The 16836-nt window shown below is 71.2% G+C and carries 21 protein-coding genes; 2 read left to right on the top strand and 19 right to left on the bottom strand.

From position 1 onward, the window contains the following. Nucleotides 1-118: 118 nt before the first annotated feature. A complete protein-coding gene (gene tsf / locus ACN9M0_RS26695; RefSeq protein ID WP_366038719.1) occupies nucleotides 119-955 on the bottom strand; it encodes a translation elongation factor Ts in 837 nt (278 codons plus the stop codon). A 102-nt stretch (nucleotides 956-1057) separates the two neighbouring features. Beyond that, nucleotides 1058-1960: a 30S ribosomal protein S2 gene (rpsB, locus tag ACN9M0_RS26690; RefSeq protein ID WP_366038720.1), complete on the bottom strand. Its 903-nt coding sequence runs from the start codon at nucleotides 1958-1960 to the stop codon at nucleotides 1058-1060. A gap of 255 nt (nucleotides 1961-2215) precedes the next feature. On the opposite strand from rpsB, the gene ACN9M0_RS26685 reads away from it, so the two are divergent. Beyond that, entirely contained in the window at nucleotides 2216-2665 is a 450-nt protein-coding gene (locus tag ACN9M0_RS26685) for a murein hydrolase activator EnvC family protein (protein WP_366038721.1), read from the top strand. 90 nt (nucleotides 2666-2755) lie between these two features. On the opposite strand, the gene ACN9M0_RS26680 is transcribed toward ACN9M0_RS26685, so the two are convergent. The 17 genes from ACN9M0_RS26680 to ACN9M0_RS26600 all read right to left on the bottom strand — a co-directional run bounded on the left by ACN9M0_RS26680 (nucleotide 2756) and on the right by ACN9M0_RS26600 (nucleotide 15692). After that, entirely contained in the window at nucleotides 2756-3304 is a 549-nt protein-coding gene (locus tag ACN9M0_RS26680) for a TetR/AcrR family transcriptional regulator (RefSeq protein WP_366038757.1), read from the bottom strand. 72 nt (nucleotides 3305-3376) lie between these two features. Then, a complete protein-coding gene (gene whiG / locus ACN9M0_RS26675; RefSeq protein ID WP_366038722.1) occupies nucleotides 3377-4213 on the bottom strand; it encodes an RNA polymerase sigma factor WhiG in 837 nt (278 codons plus the stop codon). 239 nt (nucleotides 4214-4452) lie between these two features. After that, a complete protein-coding gene (gene dprA / locus ACN9M0_RS26670; protein ID WP_366038723.1) occupies nucleotides 4453-5622 on the bottom strand; it encodes a DNA-processing protein DprA in 1170 nt (389 codons plus the stop codon). After that, complete coding sequence (locus tag ACN9M0_RS26665; protein WP_426404330.1) at nucleotides 5619-7232, bottom strand: YifB family Mg chelatase-like AAA ATPase; 1614 nt, start codon at nucleotides 7230-7232, stop codon at nucleotides 5619-5621. The genes dprA and ACN9M0_RS26665 overlap by 4 nt, the downstream gene beginning before the upstream one ends. After that, nucleotides 7232-7597 (bottom strand): YraN family protein, encoded by a 366-nt coding sequence (locus ACN9M0_RS26660; RefSeq protein WP_399695986.1) that lies wholly within the window; start codon nucleotides 7595-7597, stop codon nucleotides 7232-7234. Before ACN9M0_RS26660 ends, ACN9M0_RS26665 begins: the two co-directional genes overlap by 1 nt. Nucleotides 7598-7744: 147 nt before the next feature. After that, nucleotides 7745-8053: a DUF2469 domain-containing protein gene (locus tag ACN9M0_RS26655; RefSeq protein ID WP_005311352.1), complete on the bottom strand. Its 309-nt coding sequence runs from the start codon at nucleotides 8051-8053 to the stop codon at nucleotides 7745-7747. A gap of 55 nt (nucleotides 8054-8108) precedes the next feature. Continuing rightward, entirely contained in the window at nucleotides 8109-8636 is a 528-nt protein-coding gene (locus tag ACN9M0_RS26650; RefSeq protein WP_426404329.1) for an NUDIX hydrolase, read from the bottom strand. Then, nucleotides 8633-9400: a signal peptidase I gene (lepB, locus tag ACN9M0_RS26645; RefSeq protein ID WP_426404328.1), complete on the bottom strand. Its 768-nt coding sequence runs from the start codon at nucleotides 9398-9400 to the stop codon at nucleotides 8633-8635. The genes ACN9M0_RS26650 and lepB (ACN9M0_RS26645) overlap by 4 nt, the downstream gene beginning before the upstream one ends. Nucleotides 9401-9474: 74 nt before the next feature. Continuing rightward, a complete protein-coding gene (gene lepB, locus ACN9M0_RS26640; RefSeq protein ID WP_366038758.1) occupies nucleotides 9475-10404 on the bottom strand; it encodes a signal peptidase I in 930 nt (309 codons plus the stop codon). Then, the gene (lepB, locus tag ACN9M0_RS26635) at nucleotides 10373-11362 is read right to left on the bottom strand and encodes a signal peptidase I (protein ID WP_399695987.1); all 990 of its coding nucleotides are present in this window, start codon (nucleotides 11360-11362) and stop codon (nucleotides 10373-10375) included. Before lepB (ACN9M0_RS26635) ends, lepB (ACN9M0_RS26640) begins: the two co-directional genes overlap by 32 nt. Continuing rightward, the gene (gene lepB / locus ACN9M0_RS26630; RefSeq protein WP_426404327.1) at nucleotides 11355-12215 is read right to left on the bottom strand and encodes a signal peptidase I; all 861 of its coding nucleotides are present in this window, start codon (nucleotides 12213-12215) and stop codon (nucleotides 11355-11357) included. Before lepB (ACN9M0_RS26630) ends, lepB (ACN9M0_RS26635) begins: the two co-directional genes overlap by 8 nt. 69 nt (nucleotides 12216-12284) lie before the next feature. After that, complete coding sequence (rplS, locus tag ACN9M0_RS26625) at nucleotides 12285-12635, bottom strand: 50S ribosomal protein L19 (protein ID WP_015036473.1); 351 nt, start codon at nucleotides 12633-12635, stop codon at nucleotides 12285-12287. A gap of 127 nt (nucleotides 12636-12762) precedes the next feature. Next, on the bottom strand, nucleotides 12763-13584 hold the full coding sequence (gene trmD, locus ACN9M0_RS26620; RefSeq protein WP_426404326.1) for a tRNA (guanosine(37)-N1)-methyltransferase TrmD: 822 nt from the start codon (nucleotides 13582-13584) through the stop codon (nucleotides 12763-12765). Next, nucleotides 13581-14147 carry a ribosome maturation factor RimM gene (rimM, locus tag ACN9M0_RS26615; protein ID WP_366038732.1) on the bottom strand — a complete coding sequence of 189 codons (567 nt, stop codon included), beginning with the start codon at nucleotides 14145-14147 and terminating at the stop codon, nucleotides 13581-13583. Before rimM ends, trmD begins: the two co-directional genes overlap by 4 nt. A 111-nt stretch (nucleotides 14148-14258) precedes the next feature. Beyond that, the gene (locus ACN9M0_RS26610; protein ID WP_020868149.1) at nucleotides 14259-14498 is read right to left on the bottom strand and encodes an RNA-binding protein; all 240 of its coding nucleotides are present in this window, start codon (nucleotides 14496-14498) and stop codon (nucleotides 14259-14261) included. A 2-nt stretch (nucleotides 14499-14500) separates the two neighbouring features. Beyond that, nucleotides 14501-14944, bottom strand: a complete 444-nt coding sequence (gene rpsP / locus ACN9M0_RS26605) for a 30S ribosomal protein S16 (protein ID WP_053644511.1) — start codon at nucleotides 14942-14944, stop codon at nucleotides 14501-14503. A 154-nt stretch (nucleotides 14945-15098) separates the two neighbouring features. Beyond that, nucleotides 15099-15692, bottom strand: coding sequence for a hypothetical protein (locus ACN9M0_RS26600; protein ID WP_030690647.1), 594 nt, complete (start codon nucleotides 15690-15692; stop codon nucleotides 15099-15101). A 376-nt stretch (nucleotides 15693-16068) separates the two neighbouring features. Here ACN9M0_RS26600 and ACN9M0_RS26595 point away from each other — a divergent pair, with 376 nt between their 5' ends. After that, on the top strand, nucleotides 16069-16794 hold the full coding sequence (locus tag ACN9M0_RS26595) for a methyltransferase domain-containing protein (protein WP_426404325.1): 726 nt from the start codon (nucleotides 16069-16071) through the stop codon (nucleotides 16792-16794). Nucleotides 16795-16836 lie beyond the last annotated feature (42 nt).

Genomic DNA, 16836 nt, shown 5'->3' with positions numbered 1-16836 from the left:
CGCGGTATCCCGTACGGCAATGGCCTCCTCGTCAGATCTGCGGTCGTCCTGCGCGTGCGCGGACGACTGCCTCAGACCCTACCGGGGTCCGGTTGTCCGTCGCGTTCGGCGTACGGACTCAGATGCCGACCTTGATGCGGCTGAAGCGCTTCAGGGTGACACCGGCCTCGTCCAGGATCTGCTGGACGGACTTCTTGTTGTCAAGGGCGTACGGCTGACCGAGCAGCGTCGCGTCCTTGAAGAAGCCGTTCACGCGACCCTCGACGATCTTCGGGAGCGCGGCCTCGGGCTTGCCCTCGGCGCGGGTGGTCTCCTCGGCGACGCGACGCTCGGTCTCGACGACCTCGGCCGGGACGTCCTCACGGGTGAGGTACTTCGGCGCGAAGGCGGCGATGTGCTGGGCGACACCCTTGGCGACGGCGGCGTCGGCCTTGTCGAACTCGACGAGGACACCGATCTGCGGCGGGAGGTCCGGCATCGTGCGGTGCATGTACGCGTAGACGAAGCCGTCGGCGTACTGCGCGAAGCGGTCCAGGACGATCTTCTCGCCGAGGTTGGCGTTGGCCTCGTCGACGAACGCCTGCACGGTCTTGCCGGCCTCGATCTCGGAGGCGAGCAGCGCCTCCAGGTCGGCCGGGGCGGTGGCGGCGACGTGCTTGGCCAGCTCGGCGGCGACGGCCTGGAACTTGTCACCCTTGGCGACGAAGTCCGTCTCGCACTTCAGCTCGACGAGAACGCCGGAGGTGTTGTCGTCGGCGATGAGGGAGACCACGGCGCCGTTCTCGGCAGAGCGGCCCTCGCGCTTGGCGACGCCCTTCTGGCCCTTGATACGGAGCGCCTCGACGGCCTTGTCGACGTTGCCGTCGGCCTCGTCCAGGGCCTTCTTGCAGTCCATCATGCCGGCGCCGGTGAGCTCGCGGAGCTTCTTGACGTCAGCGGCGGTGTAGTTCGCCATGAGTCTGTTTCTCTCTCGAAGTCTGAAAGATCGGGCGGGTCCACGGGTGGACGGCGGGGGCTTCGTGGGCCCCCGCCGTCGTCACCCGAAGGTCCTGAAGGGTCAGGCCTGCTCGGCGTCCGCGGCCGGAGCCTCGGCGACGACCTCGGCGACAACCTCGGCGGCCTCGGCGTCGGCGACCTTCTCGGTCTCCGCGGAGGTCTGAACCTCGGCCTCGTCGGCCTTCTTCTCACCCTCGAGCAGGTCGCGCTCCCACTCGGCGAGCGGCTCGCCGGCGGCCTTCTCGCCCGGCTTCGAGTCGCCGGTCGCGGCGCCGGAGCGGGCGATGAGGCCCTCGGCGACGGCGTCGGCGATCACGCGGGTGAGCAGGGTGACGGAGCGGATCGCGTCGTCGTTGCCCGGGATCTTGTAGTCGACCTCGTCGGGGTCGCAGTTGGTGTCGAGGATCGCGACGACCGGGATCTTCAGCTTGCGGGCCTCGCCGACGGCGATGTGCTCCTTCTTGGTGTCCACGATCCAGACGGCGCTGGGAACCTTGGACATCTCGCGGATACCACCGAGGGTCTTCTCCAGCTTGGCCTTCTCGCGCGAGAGCACGAGAAGCTCCTTCTTGGTGAGACCGGAAGCGGCGACGTCCTCGAAGTCGATCTGCTCGAGCTCCTTGAGGCGCTGCAGACGCTTGTAGACGGTGGAGAAGTTGGTGAGCATGCCACCGAGCCAACGCTGGTTGACGTACGGCATGCCGACACGCGTCGCCTGCTCGGCGATGGCCTCCTGGGCCTGCTTCTTCGTACCGACGAACATGATGGAGCCGCCGTGCGCGACGGTCTCCTTGACGAACTCGAAGGCGCGGTCGATGTACGACAGCGACTGGAGCAGGTCGATGATGTAGATGCCGTTGCGCTCGGTGAAGATGAAGCGCTTCATCTTCGGGTTCCAGCGACGGGTCTGGTGACCGAAGTGGACGCCGCTCTCCAGCAGCTCCCGCATCGTGACGACGGCCATGGCCGTATCTCCTTGGGTTTCTCGGTTGTGTTCCTGACGCCCCGGCGCGCCGTGCCACGAAGGACCGAAAGGCGCTGCCACCCGCCTCAGAGACAGGTGGCGGGGCGTGCGAAGTCGACCCGGTGACCCGAGTCGCCATAGGAAGTGTACGGGACCCCGGGAGCACTGGGTGACGGCACTGTCCACAACCGGCGAGTAGTCCACAGATACCGTCCGTGACCCCCACGAACCGGACGCTCCGGGGAGCCTTTCCCCATGAACCTCATGACCCTGATCCTCACCGTCGGGCTCCTATGGCCCGTGGGCCCCCCGCCGCCCGAGATCCTCCGCGGCTGGCAGCCCCCGCCCGGCCCGTACGCCGCCGGCCACCGCGGCGTCGACCTCGCCGCACCCCCGGGCACCCCGGTCCTGGCCCCGACCGCGGGGACGGTCACCTTCGCGGGCCCGGTGGGCGGCCGGGGCGCCGTCACCCTCACCCTTCCGGGTACGGGCACTCCCCCACTCCGCACGACCTTCACCCCGGTGACCCCCCTGGTACCCCCCGGCACCCGGGTCTCGGCGGGCACCCCGATCGCCCACGTCACCGAGAACCCCCACTGCCCGAGGACCTGCCTCCACTGGGGCCTCCTCCGAGGCCCCCACTACCTGAACCCACTCCTCCTGACCCGACGGGCCCCCTCACGCCTGCTCCCCCTCAGAAACTGACCACGAACGAGAGAAGAAGGGGCGGGGAGGGGGCGGGGCGGGGGGGGGGGGGGGGGGGCGGGGGGGCGGGGGGAAGCCCCCACCGATCGATCAGGCCGGAGGGCCGCCGACGCCGTTGAGGGCCATCGTGACCGCCGCCTCGGCGATGTCCGTCGGGTCTTCGGCCGCGCCGAGTTCGATGCGGCGGGCCGCGGCGTCGACGACGCCCTGGAGGAGCATGGCGCCCAGGCGGGGCTGGGGCTGGCCCAGGGCGGCGAGGGCTTCGACGATCATGGCGACGAGGCCGCCGTGGGCGGCGCGGATCTTCTCGCGGGCGCCGTCGTCCAGTTCGCCGGCCGAGATGGCGACGACCGCCCGGTGGCGGCGGTCCCCGACGAGGTCGAGCTGCTTGCGGACGTACGCCTCGACCTTGCCGCGGGGCGTATCGGCGCCGGCCATGGCGGCCTCGACCTCGGCGGCCCAGACGGGGAAGTCGACGGCGCACAGCTCTTCGACGACGGCGGCGCGCGACCGGAAGTACTCGTAGACCGACGAGCGGGCGAGGCCCGTGCGCTCGGCGAGGGCGGGGAAGGTCAGCGCCTCCGTACCGCCCTCGGACAACAGGGAACGTGCGGCGTCCAGGAGGGCGCCGCGCTGCATCGTCCGGTGCTCGGCCACCGAGGCCGCTCGAATCCTGGGCACGGCTCCACTGTACGACCGGCTCGGGCGCGGTCAGCGTCCGACGTCGGCCAGCTTGGCGCGGAGCTGGAGGACGGACTTGGTGTGGATCTGGCTGACGCGGCTCTCGGTGACGCCGAGGACGTGGCCGATCTCGGCGAGGGTGAGGCCCTCGTAGTAGTAGAGCGTGACGACGGTCTTCTCCCGCTCGGGGAGCGTGTTGATGGCGCGGGCGAGGAGCCGGCGCAGCTCGCGGTCCTCGGCGACCTCGACGGGGTTGTCGGCGGCGGTGTCCTCGAGGGTGTCCATGAGGGAGAGGCGGTCGCCGCCCTCGCCGCCGACGTGCAGCAGTTCTTCCAGGGCGACGACGTTCGCCAGGGACAACTGGCTGAAGACCGCGTGCAGTTCCTCCAGCGTGATCTCCATCTCCGCGGCGACCTCGGTCTCGGAGGGGGTGCGGCGGAGCTGGGCTTCGAGGGTGGCGTAGGCGCGTTCGACGTTGCGGGCCTTCTGGCGGACGGAGCGCGGGATCCAGTCCAGGGCGCGGAGTTCGTCGATCATGGCGCCGCGGATGCGGGTGATGGCGTACGTCTCGAATTTGATGGCCCGCTCGACGTCGAATTTCTCGATGGCGTCGATGAGGCCGAAGACTCCGGAGGAGACGAAGTCGGCCTGTTCCACGTTGGACGGCAGCCCCACGCTGACCCGTCCGGCGACGTATTTGACGAGCGGCGAGTAGTGCAGGATCAGCTGTTCCCGCAGCCGTTCGTCGCCGCTGTCCTTGTACGAGCGCCAGAGCTCGTCGAGGGAGGTCGGTGCGGGTGGTCGCACGGTGCCCCGGGCTGCTGGGGGCACCGCAGCGCGGTCAGACCCGGAGGTGTGCTGGGGCATGCGTTGCCTTGAGCCGTTCTGCTGTCGGGTGTGTCGGTGTGGGTGTCCTGGGGGGAATCCTGGTGAGCGTAGCGTGAGTGTGCTGTCGCGGTGAGCGAACATCGGCGGATCGCGCCGCTCCGGGTGGACGCGGTCGGCCACATCTTCGAACCCGGGCCGTGGCGCGTGTCGGCCCCTCGGGTGCGGCCGAGAGAACTCGATTGTTCATCGCCATCACCTTTTCACCCGAATGCCCCAGGTCAAGTACCGCCTCGCCGCGCGTTCGACGCTTGTGTCGCGGTGTTCGTCAACTGCCAGCCTTCTCCGCGCCGTTCGACGAAGCCGAGGGAGTGGAGTTCGTACAGCCTGGCGAGGGTGTCGTCGGGGGTGGTCGCGGCTCGGCGGGCGATGACGGTGGTGGGCGTGGGGCCGCGGGCGGGGACGGCTTCGAGGATGTGCGCGGTGGCGGGGGCGAGGAGGTCGCGGGGCAGGACGGGGCCGCGGCGTGCGGGGGCGAGCTGGCCGATGGCGCCGACGAGTTCGATGATCTCGTCGGCGTCGGTGACGAGCGTGGCGTCGCCGCGCAGGAGTTCGTGGACGCCGGCGGAGAGTGTGCTGGTGACGGGGCCGGGGACGCCCATGGTGTGGCGGCCGAGCCGGGCGGCGGCGCGGGCGGTGACGAGGGAGCCGCTGCGGTGCTGGGCTTCGACGACGACGGTTCCTCTGGTGAGGGCGGCGATGACGCGGTTGCGGAGGATGAAGCGGCTGGGGGTGGGGTGGCTGTCGGGTGGCAACTCGCCGACGACCAGGCCTTGTTCCGCGACGCGCCGGATGAGCCGGTCGTGGCCGCGGGGGTACGGGGTGTCGACGCCGCAGGCGAGGACGGCGACGGTGGCGCCGCCGGCGGCGAGGGCGCCTCGGTGGGCGGCGCCGTCGATGCCGTAGGCGGCTCCGGAGACGACGACCCAGCCCTGTCGGCTGAGGCCGGCGGCGAGGTCGGCGGCGGTGTGGGCGCCGTACGGGGTGCAGGCGCGGGCGCCGACGAGGGCGACGGACCGCAGGGCCCAGGTGCGGAGGTCGGCGGGGCCGCGGATCCAGAGGCCGATGGGGCGGGCGTCGCCGAGGTCGTCGAGTTGACGGGGCCATTCGGTGTCGCCGGGGACGAGGAAGCGGCCGCCGAGGGTGTGGATGGTGTCGAGGTCGTGGCGGGGGCGGGCGGCGGCGGCGCGTTGGCGCCAGGAGGTGACGCGTTTGGGTCCGGTGCCGGGGAAGGGGGTGGGGTCGTCCGTGGTGTGGAGGAGGCGGTCGAGGAAGCCGGTGGCGCCGTATTCGCGGAGCCACCGGCCGGCGTGTTCGTCGCCGGGTTCTACGGCGCGGCTGAGGGCGGCGCGGGCCAGGTGCTCGTCGGTGGCTGCGGGGGTGGTGTTCATGGGCGCTCTCCTGCTCCGACGGGTACGCCGCGGGCGATGCCGGTGCGCAGTTCGAGGGCGAGGGCGATGTCGTGGCTGTCGGGTCGGTCGTGTCCGGTCAGGTCGGCGACGGTCCAGGCGACGCGGAGTACGCGGTCGAGGCCGCGGGCGGTGAGCAGTCCGCGTTCGATGTCGCGTTCGGCCGTGGCGAGGGCTCCGGGTTCGGCGAGGTAGCGGGTGCGGAGTTCGTGTCCGGGGATCTCGCTGTTGACCTTCCAGGGGGTGTCGGCGAGGCGGGCGGCGGCTCGGGCGCGGGCTTCGTGGACGCGGGCGGCGACGGTGGCGGTGGTTTCGCCCCGGCCGCCCTCTCCGAGGAGGTCGGCGCGGGTGACGGGTTCGACTTCCACGCGGAGGTCGACGCGGTCGAGCAGGGGTCCGGAGAGCCGTGCCTGGTAGCGGCGGACGACGGAGGCGGGGCATTCGCAGCCGGCGCCGTGGAGGGTGTGCCGGCCGCAGGGGCAGGGGTTGGCGGCGAGGGTGAGGAGGAAGCGTGCGGGGAGGCGGACGACGCCGGCGGCGCGGGCGATGACGACGTGTCCGGATTCGAGTGGCTGGCGGAGTGCGTCGAGGGCCTTGCCGGAGAACTCCGGGGCCTCGTCCAGGAACAGGACGCCTCGGTGGGCGAGGGAGACGGCTCCGGGCCTGGGGAGGCCGTTGCCGCCGCCGACAAGGGATTGCATGGTGGCGGAGTGGTGGGGTGCGCAGTAGGGGGCGCGGCGGACGAGGGGTTCGCCGGGCGGGAGGATGCCGGCGACGGAGTGGACGGCGGTGACTTCCAGGGATTCCTGTCGGGTGAGGGGCGGGAGGATGCCGGGGATTCGTTCGGCCAGCATGGTCTTTCCGGCGCCGGGTGGGCCGGAGAGGAGCAGGTGGTGGCTGCCGGCGGCGGCGATCTCCAGGGCGAGGCGGGCTCGGTGCTGGCCTGCGACGTCGGCGAGGTCGGGTCCTTCGGTGGGGTCGGCGGCGAGTCCGGTGCCGAGGCCGGCGCCGGGGACGAGGAGTCCGGCGAGCATGGCGTCGGGTCGGCCTTGTTCGGTGGCTTCTTCGTCGGGGACGGGTTCGTCGGTGAGGACGGCGATCAGTTGGCGGAGGCTGCGGACGCCGAGGACGGAGACGCCGGGGACGAGTGAGGCCTCGCCGGCGGTCTGTTCGGGGACGACGACCTGGGTGTATCCGGCGTCGGCGGCGGCGAGGACGGCGGGCAGGACGCCGCGGACGGGCCGGACGCGTCCGTCGAGGCCGAGTTCGCCGATGAGGACGAGGTCGGCGATGGTGCGTGGGTCGATGCGCTCGGCGGCGCCGAGTACGGCGGCGGCGACGGCGAGGTCGAATCCGGAGCCGCCTTTCGGGACGGATGCGGGGCTGAGGCCGACGGTGAGCTTTTTCTGGGGCCATTCGGCGCCGGAGTTGACGACGGCGGCGCGGACTCGGTCGCGGCTCTCGCTGAGGCTTTTGTCGGGGAGGCCGACGAGGGTGAAGGCGGCCACGCCGGGTTCGAGGTCGGCCTGGACCTCGACGACGACGCCTTCGACGCCGACGAGGGCGACGGAGCAGGTGCGGGCGAATCCCATCAGGCCACCCCCTGGGCGTGGGTGAGGACGGGGGCGCCCTTGTGGGGCAGGACGATGCCGACGAGGTCGATGCGGACGCCGCCGGCGGGGGCCGGGGTGTCGTTGCGGTCGAGCCAGCAGGCGGCGAGGCGGCGGAGTCGTTCGGCCTTGCCGGGTGTGATGGCGGCCATGGGGTGTTCGTATGCGCCGTCGCGGCGGGTCTTGACCTCGCAGATGACGAGGGTGTCGCCGTCGCGGGCGACGATGTCGATCTCGCCGGTCCGGCCGCAGCGCCAGTTGCGGGCGAGGATGTGCATGCCGGTCGCGGTGAGCCGGCGGGTCGCCAGCTCCTCGCCGTACCGTCCGAGGGCTTGGGTCTTGTTCATGCGGTACCACCTCCGTCACCGACTGTGACGGAGTGCGGCGGGCCGCGTGTGGTGCTGTGGACGGTTGGGGGGCTGTGGAGAACCTCGTCACCCTTGCGGGTGGTTTCGGTCTGGGGTGACGGGAGAGGAGGCGGGAGTGCCGCCGCCTCAGCTGCCGGGGAGTTCGAGGTCGCTCTTGTTGAGTTCCTCGATGTTGACGTCCTTGAAGGTCAGGACGCGGACCTGCTTGACGAACCTGGCGGGCCTGTACATGTCCCAGACCCAGGCGTCGGCCATGCTGACTTCGAAGAAGACCTCGCCCTGTACCGAGTGCACCTGCATCTCGTAGTCGTTGGTGAGGTAGAAGCGCCGCTCGGTCTCGATCACGTATTTGAACAGCCCGACGACGTCGCGGTACTCCCGGTAGAGCTTCAGCTCCATCTCGGTCTCGTACTTCTCGAGGTCCTCGGCGCTCATGGCATGTTCCCCTTCAGCCGTGCGTCCCCCTATTGTGCGCCAGTCGTACGCGTCCCTAAACGATTTCCGGGGCGAGAACCAGCGGTGCACTCGGAGGTCCCTCGTCGAGCAGCGTGCGCAGCAGCTCGGCGAGTCTGGTCGGGTACACCGTCTCACGGGCCGCCGACAGTTCGGCGGAGGTCCACCATCTGAGGCCCGCGAGGCTGCGGGTCTCGAGTTCGGTGAGGGCCTGGGGCCGGGGTGCTGCCTCGCTCCGGCGGGTGCGGGCCAGGTAGTACCACTCGTCCTGGTCCCAGCGGCGCCCGTCGAAGGGGAAGGAGCAGTACCGCTTCCAGAGCACGGGGCCGAGGTCGACGTCGGTGATGCCGGTCTCCTCGGCGAGTTCGCGCAGGGCGGCCTCTTCCCGGGTCTCGTCGCCCTCCAGGCCGCCGCCCGGGGTGAACCACCAGTTGTCGTCCGGGTCGGTGGGCTCGTGGCCGTGCATGAGCAGGATGCGGTCGTCGGGGTCGAGCAGGACGATCCGCGCGACCCGTCGTGTGGCGGGTCCCGCTCCGGGGGCCGGCCCTGGCGCGGACGCTCTCATGCCCCCACCTTCTCGCGTGCGCCGGGCCGCGGCCCGGCGGGCCGCCGGCGGGTCAGACGGCGGGCCGCCGGGCCGTAGGCGGCTCCGAGGAGGATCAGCGCTGTGCCGGTCGTGATGGCCGTGAAGAGCGCCTTGAACGGCCCGGGTCGCGAGGTGCCGCCCGGGAGGTCGGCGAAGCCCTCGGGGGGCGCGAGGAGGCCCTTGGCGGGCCAGACGACGGCGTCGACCCTGCCGACGACCGTGGAGCGGGGCACGGTGCCCTGTCCGGCCTCTTCCATGTGCGTACGGGAGTCGAGCGAGGTGTGCCGGTCGTCGCCGAGGAGGAAGAGGTTGTCGCGGGGGACGGTCACGGAGAAGTCCGTGCCGGAGGCGACCGTCCGGCCGCCGGGTCCGGGCCGCAGGTAGGGCTCGTCGACGGGCTTGCCGTTCACGGTGAGCCGCCCGTCGCGGTCGCAGCAGGCGACGGTGTCGCCGCCGACGGCGGCGACCCGCTTGACCATGGGCGAGGAGCCCCAGAGGGGGTCGGTGAAGACGACGACGTCACCGCGTCGTACCTCGTCGCCGTCGATCCGCTGGGCGAGGATCTTGGATCCGACGTCGAGGGTGGGGGTCATGGAGTCGGTGGGGACGGTGTACGGCTGGTAGAGCACGGCTCCCCAGACGAATCCGCCGAGGAAGAGCACACAGCCGACGGCCACGGCCAGCCCCGACAGCGTGCTGCCGAGGCGGCCGTGGCCGCCTTTGGTCCGTATGGTTCCGCTCATGTGCGCACCCCGCAGGTCTGTCGGCGGACCGTAGGTCTGTCGACGGTCCGGGACGGCACCCTACCCGCGGGTCGCTACTCGGCGGTATGGCGTGCGGCCTGCTTCTTCCGGCGCCACAGCACGAGCGGGAGCGCTCCGGCGAGACCGGCCGCTCCGGCGGGGGCGGCGGCCATGGCCTTGTTGAGTGCGGGCTGGTCGAAGACGTCGGGGATGGGGAGCGTGGCCCAGCGGGTGACGGGCCAGGCGATCACGACGGCGCGGCCCACGACCTCGTCGTTGGAGACGGTTCCGCCGCCGGGGAGCTGCTGGTGGAAGCGGGAGTCCAGGGAGTTCTGGCGGTTGTCGCCCATGACCCAGATGCGGTCCTTGGGGACCTTGATCGGGCCGAAGGAGTCCTGGCAGGGCACGGCGCCGGGGGCGAGGTAGGAGCTCTCGTCGAGTGCCACGCCGTTGAGGACGACCTTGCCGCCCTCCTTGCAGGAGACGGTGTCGCCGCCGACGGCGATGACGCGCTTGATGAGGTCCTTCTCCTCGGCGGACGGCATGAGGCCGATGAAGCTGAGGAACTTCTGCACGACGTTCGGCTTGGGTGCTTCCTGGCCTTCCAGCCAGCCGCCCGGGTCGTGGAAGACGACGACCTCGCCGCGCTCGGGCTCGGAGCCGAACCAGGGGGTCAGTTTGTCGACGAGGACGCGGTCGCCCTTCTGGAGGGTGTTCATCATCGATTCCGAGGGGATCGAGAACGCCTGTACCAGGAAGGTCTTGATCAGCAGGGCGAGCACCAGGGCGATGCCGATGAGGAGGGGCAGTTCCTTCCAGAAGGAACGCTGCTTCTTCGGGCCCTTGCCGGACCCGCTCGCCGCGTCGTCGCCCTCGCCCGGCGTACCGCCCGGCGGCTGCGCCTGCTCGTCACCCGTCACGTCGTCACCCGTCGTGTCATCGCCGAAGGCCCCGTCGGCCCTCTTCTCGGGCTCATCGTGTCCGGATCGTGCGCCGACGGCCAAATCCCCCACATCCACTCCTCAGTCCGTGCGAACGCCCGCCCCGGGTCAGGGACAGGCCCACCACTCCCATAACGAGCAGAAGTTCCGCAGGGGTCGGGAGCCCGGGCAATCCGTTCAGATTCCGCTGGGACACACTATGCGACAGATCGGATGCGGTCGCGGACCTCGTACTGGCGTCCGGTACGGCGGAGAACGTCTCGCGCTCCTCCAGGCGGCGCCAGTGCCCGAAGGGCCAGGCGATCACCACGGCACGGCCGACGATCTGTTCCTCGGAGACGGTGCCGTGGTCCTTCTCGTCGAGGTGGAAGCGGGAGTCGGCCGAGTCGGAGCGGTGGTCGCCCATGACGAAGATGCGGCCCTGCGGGACCTTCACCTCGAAGGGGATCGTGGACGGCGGGTTTCCGGGATGCAGGTACGGCTCGTCCAGCGGGACGCCGTTGACGGTGAGCCGGCCGTCCTCGCCGCAGCAGCGGACGGTGTCGCCGCCGACGGCGATGACCCGCTTGATGAGGTCCCGGTCGTCGGCGGAGGGCAGCAGTCCGATGAAGGTGAGGGCCTGCTTGGCCTGCTTGATGCCGATCGGGTCGTCGGCGGGCGGCGTGGCCTCCTGCTGGAGCCAGTTGCCGGGGTCCTTGAAGACGACGACGTCGCCGCGCTGCGGGCGGGAGCCGAACCAGGGCGTGAGCTTGTCGACGAGGACCCGGTCGGAGATGCGGATCGTCTGCTCCATGGAGCCGGAGGGGATGACGAACGCCTGGACCAGGAAGGTCTTGAGGACGAGCGCGATGAGCACGGCCACGGTGATGAGCACCGGGATCTCGCGGATCGCGGAGCGCTGCCGGCGCCGTTTGACCTTGCGGGCGAGTCTGCGGCGCTCGGCCCGGCCGGGCAGGGTGGCGCCCGGTCCGCCGTCGGGGCCGTGGGCGGGCCCGCCGGGCGGACGGCCCCGGCTACCCATGGGCTCCCGCTCCGTGTCCGCCGGCCGGCGGGGCCGGTACGCGGGCGAAGGCGTCGGTGCCGGCCACGGTGGACCAGCGGCCGAAGGGCCAGGCGATCCAGTCGGCGCGGCCGATGACCTTGTCGACGGGGACCATGCCGCCGCCGGGGTTGCCGAGGTGGTCGCGGGAGTCGCTGGACTGGCTGCGGTGGTCGCCCATGACCCAGAGCCTGTCCTGCGGGACGACGATGTCGAAGGGCACGCTGGAGGGCCGGTCGCCGAGCATCACGTACGTCTCCTCGACGGGGACGCCGTTGACGGTGAGCCGGCCGTCCTTGTCGCAGCAGACGACCCGGTCGCCGCCGGTGCCGACGACCCGCTTCACGAAGTCGGTCTCGTCGGGCTCGGCGAGGCCGAGAGCGGCCGCCCCGTCGTGCAGGAGCCCGGTGACGGGATTGCCCTGCGGCTGTTCCCGTACGAAGGAGCCGGTGCCGTCGAAGACGACGACGTCACCGCGGGCCGGCTCGCTGCCGAAACGGTACGCCAGCTTGTTCACGAGGATCCGGTCGCCGACCTGGAGCGTCGGCTCCATGGAGCCGCTGGGGATCAGGAACGGCTGGATCACGAAGTGACTCAGGAGCAGCAGGAAGGCGACGCAGGCGCCGCCCACGAGGGCGGTGCGCCGCCAGGAGGGGGCGGGGTGCCGCTCTTCGGCCGCCGCGGGCTCCACGGGCTCCACGGGCTCCATAGGCTCTTCACGCCCGGAATCGCCGGAATCGTCGGAAACGCGCGCGGAGCGCGACCCTTCCTCCGTACCGGACGAATCCGTGTCGGAAGAGGGGTCGCGCTCCGTGTGCTGTGCTTCGGTGTCCATCGCTGGCAGAGCCTATCCGGCCTGCCTGTGCGGGGAGTCGGAAGCGTCGCGCGTGCCGGGAGCCTGAGCTCAGCGGTCGCGCTTCTCCTTGATCTTGGCAGCCTTGCCGCGCAGCTCGCGCAGGTAGTAGAGCTTGGCGCGACGGACGTCACCGCGGGTCACGAGCTCGATCTTCTCGAAGATCGGGCTGTTCACCGGGAAGGTGCGCTCGACGCCGACGGAGAACGAGACCTTGCGGACCGTGAAGGTCTCGCTGACGCCCGAGCCCTGGCGGCGGATGACGACGCCCTTGAACTGCTGGATACGGGAGCGGTTGCCCTCGATGACGCGCACGTGGACGTTCACGGTGTCGCCGGGACGGAAGGCGGGGAGGTCGGAGCGGAGCGAACCCGCGTTGACCTGGTCGAGCAGGGAGGCCATGGAGGTCTCTTTCCTCGCTGATGCCACAGGTCATCAGCGGTACGTTCGAATGATTGGGGGCGTCGTCCGTTTCTGGCGGCGTCGTTCCCCCTGTGGCAGGGGCGCGCGCCGGACGGACGACAGCGGCCTATTCTTCCACGTCCTCGACCCTGCGCCAAAATCGGCCGCCGGGCTCGGGCGCCCACCCCATCATGGAGAGGATCTCGCGGTCCTTCTTGTCGAAGGCGGAGGGGTCGCAGCGCTCGATGAGGTCGGGCCGGTGGGCCGCGGTGCGCCGGAAGGCCTCGTCGCGCCGCCAGCGGGCGATCTTGCCGTGGTGCCCGCTGAGGAGGACGTCGGGGATGCCCCGGCCGCGCCACTCGGGGGGCTTGGTGTAGACGGGGCCCTCCAGGAGGTTGGCCATGGCGCCGGGGGCGAAGGAGTCGTCCCGGTGGGACTCGGCGTTGCCGAGGACGCCGGGCAGCAGGCGGGCGACGGCCTCGGTGACGACGAGGACGGCCGCTTCCCCGCCGGCGAGGACGTAGTCGCCGATGGAGACCTCGTAAACGGGCATCCGGGTCGCGTACTCGTCCACGACGCGCCGGTCGATGCCCTCGTAGCGGGCCGGCGTGAAGATCAGCCAGGGCCGCTCGGAGAGCTCGACGGCGAGCTCCTGGGTGAAGGGGCGGCCGCTGGGGGTCGGGACGACGAGGACCGGGCCGTGCGCGCCCGCCTCGTAGCCGTCGGCGAGCGTCTGGTCGAGCGCCTCGCCCCAGGGCTCGGTCTTCATGACCATGCCGGGGCCGCCGCCGTAGGGGGTGTCGTCGACCGTGTTGTGCCGGTCGTAGGTCCAGTCGCGCAGGTGGTGCACGTGGACGTCCAGCTGTCCGCGCGCGCGTGCCTTGCCGACGAGGGAGACGTTCAGCGGTTCGAGGTACTCGGGGAAGATCGTGACGACGTCGAGCCTCATGCCTGCTCCTCACCGGCCGCGGCGCCGTCGTCGCGCGAGGAGACGATCTCGGCGCGGTCGTCGATCAGGCCGGGCGGCGGGTCGATCACGGCCCGCTGCTCCTCCAGGTCGATCTCGGTGACGATCTCCTCGACGAAGGGGATCATCAGCTCGGTGCCGTCGGGCCGCTCGACGATGAAGAGGTCCTGGGACGGCAGGTGGGAGATCTCGGTGATCCGGCCGATCTCGGTGCCGTCGGCGAGGACGACGTCGAGGTCCATCAGCTGGTGGTCGTAGTACTCGTCCTCCTCCTCGGGCACCTCCGTGGGGTCGACCTCGGCGATGAGGAGGATGTTGCGCAGGGCCTCGGCGCCGTTGCGGTCGCGGACGCCCTCGAAGCGCAGCAACAGCCGGCCGCTGTGGACGCGCCCGGTCTCGATGGTCAGCGGCCCGGCGGAGGCCGGGTCGGTGAGCAGGACGGCTCCGGGGCCGAGCCTGAGCTCGGGCTCGTCCGTCCGCACCTCGACGGTGACCTCGCCCTTGATGCCGTGGGCGCGGCCGATCCGCGCGACTACCAACTGCACTGCTCCACACTCTCCTGTCACACAGCTCGTACGTACGACAACGGGCCGGGGTGGGCTCTTCAGCCCTCCCCGGCCCGTGCCGGCACAACTAAGGTGATGCTGCCGGCCTGCTCAGCGGACCTGGTCCACGTCGACGAGGTCGACGCGGATCCCCCGGCCGCCGATGGCGCCCACGACGGTGCGCAGCGCACGCGCGGTGCGGCCGTTGCGGCCGATCACCTTGCCGAGGTCGTCGGGGTGGACCCGGACCTCCAGCACGCGGCCCCGGCGCAGGTTGCGCGAGGCGACCTGCACCTCGTCGGGGTTGTCGACGATGCCCTTCACGAGGTGCTCGAGAGCCTCCTCGAGCATGATCAGGCCTCGGTCGACTCGGTGGACGCGGCCTCGGCCTCGTCCGCCTTCTTGTCGGCCTTCTTGGCCTTCGGGGTGATGGCCTCACCCTTGTCGTCGCCGCTCTCGAGGGTCTTCGCGAACTCGTCGAACGAGGCGCGCTTCGCCTCCTTCGTGGCGGGGACGAGCAGAGCCTTCTCGGGGGCCGGCAGACCCTTGTGCTTCTGCCAGTCGCCGGTGAGCTTCAGGATGGCGAGAACCGGCTCGGTCGGCTGGGCGCCGACGGACAGCCAGTACTGCGCACGCTCGGAGTCGACCTCGATACGCGACGGGTTGTACGTCGGGTGGTAGAGGCCGATCTCCTCGATCGCGCGACCGTCACGACGGGTGCGCGAGTCGGCGACGACGATGCGGTAGTGCGGCTGGCGGATCTTACCGAGGCGCTTGAGCTTGATCTTGACTGCCACTGGAGTGGTGTCTCCTGGTCTTGACGTGGTTGGGCACTTGAGATGCCACGTGGGGTTGCGGTACTCGGATGCCCGATGGACGCGTCAGCCGGAGGAGAGAGGGGTCCTGTGCGACTGTCGAGTACAGCTAGCCATTGTGCCACACGCCGCCGACTCAGTTGGCGGCGCCCACCGTCTCCGGGATGCGGAAGGGCTTGCCGCAGCCGCCGCAGACGATCGGGGCCTGGGCCAGCACGGACGGCACCACGCGCACGTTCCGCCCGCAGTCGCAGACGGCCTTGACGCGCACGCCGCCGCCCGAGGAGCCGTGCCGGGCGGCCGGTCCGCGGAAGGAGCGCTTGGTGTCCGCCGCCGTGGCGACCGTGTGCGCCTTGAGGGCGCGCTGGAGCCGCTCGATGGTGGGCCGGTAGCGGCGCCTGGCCTCGGGGTTGAGCGTGACCAGGGAGAAGCCGCTGCTGGCGTGCGGCTCCTCGGGATGGTCGAGGCCCATCTCCTCGGCGATCGCGAGGAATCTGCGGTTGTGGTAGCGGCCGGCGCGGGAGGTGTCGCGGACACCTCGGGCGGCGGCGATGCCGTGGACTGCCTCGTGGAGCAGTCGTTCGAAGGAGAGTTCGGCGCCGCAGGCGGACGAGGACTCTCCGATCAGGGACTCGGGCGCGGCAAGATCGGGCAGCTCGGGGTGGTGCCGCTGAATGTCGGCCCACGCCTGTGCCAGCTCTGCGGCGAGAACAGGTGGTGTCGTGCTCACGTCGCGTACAACGAGCCGGAGTGCCCCCGGGTTCCATTCCGGGGCATCCCAAATATTTTGCACTTACCCGTCAGTTGCCCTTGATGTGTGCCGACGTGGGCCAGTGCCCCGATCTGCGGAGAAGTCACGCAGAGATCGTCAAGCCGGTGTGTAGTAGCGCATACGCCCCGGCGCGTGGCCGCGGTGCGCGCGCCCCCAAAAGGGGACCGGAGCGGTCCGGGCGGTGTCGCGAGGACCCTACCCGGTCCGGACGCAAGGCGGCGCACCGGCCCTCCCCGGGGCAATCGGTCCGGTGCGAGCACTGGACGCGGCCCGGGATGCGCAGTTCCCTGACTACGGGGGGCTGTCGTCCGAGCACGGATTGGGGCGCTTTTCCATGACACCTACGCTCGTCCCGCACCACCCCGCGCGCGACTGGGCCGAGATCCAGGAGCGGATGCTGGTCCCGCTCTACGAGGCGGTGTACGACCGGCTGGGCGTGGGCGCGGGCTGCCGGCTGCTGGGCCTGGGATGCGGCTCCGGCCTGGCGCTCCTGATGGCGGCGGCGCGGGGCGCCCGGGTGGCCGGCGCGGACCGGGACCACGCGCGCGCGGAGCTGGCGAGGGAGCGGCTGCCGGAGGGCGTCACGGTCACCGAGGAGCCGCCGGAGTCTGTCACGTACGACGTGATCACGGCCTTCCACGCGACGGACGGGATGCTCCCGGAGCTCCGGACGCTCACCCGTTCGGCCCAACCGGGCGCGGCGGTCGTCCTCGCCGGGTGGGGGCCGCCGGAGCGGTGCGCCACGGAGCCGGTGCTGCGGGTCGCGGCCCGGCTCGCGGACCGCGGGCCCGTGCCGGGGCCGGACCTGGACGCGCTGGTGGCGGGGGCGGGGCTGCTCCCGGCCGGTTCGGGCCGGGTGGCCTGCCCGTTCGGGTACGCGGACGAGGGCAGCGCGGTGCGCGGGCTGCTGTCGACGGGCGTCTTCGACGAGGCGGTCCTGGCGACGGAGCCGTCCCAGGTGGAGAAGGAGATCGAGGAGGCGCTCGCCCCGTACGTGCGTCCGGACGGGACGGTGTGGATGCCGAACGTCTTCCGGTACGTCGTCGCCCGGGTGCGATAGCCCCCTCTCAGAACCCCTCAGAACCCCTCCAGAACCCCTCAG

The organism is Streptomyces sp. R-07 (assembly GCF_049913175.1).
Classification (GTDB): domain Bacteria; phylum Actinomycetota; class Actinomycetes; order Streptomycetales; family Streptomycetaceae; genus Streptomyces.
Note: the sequence above shows the minus strand (reverse complement) of the source record. Positions and strands in the feature narration are given on the sequence as shown.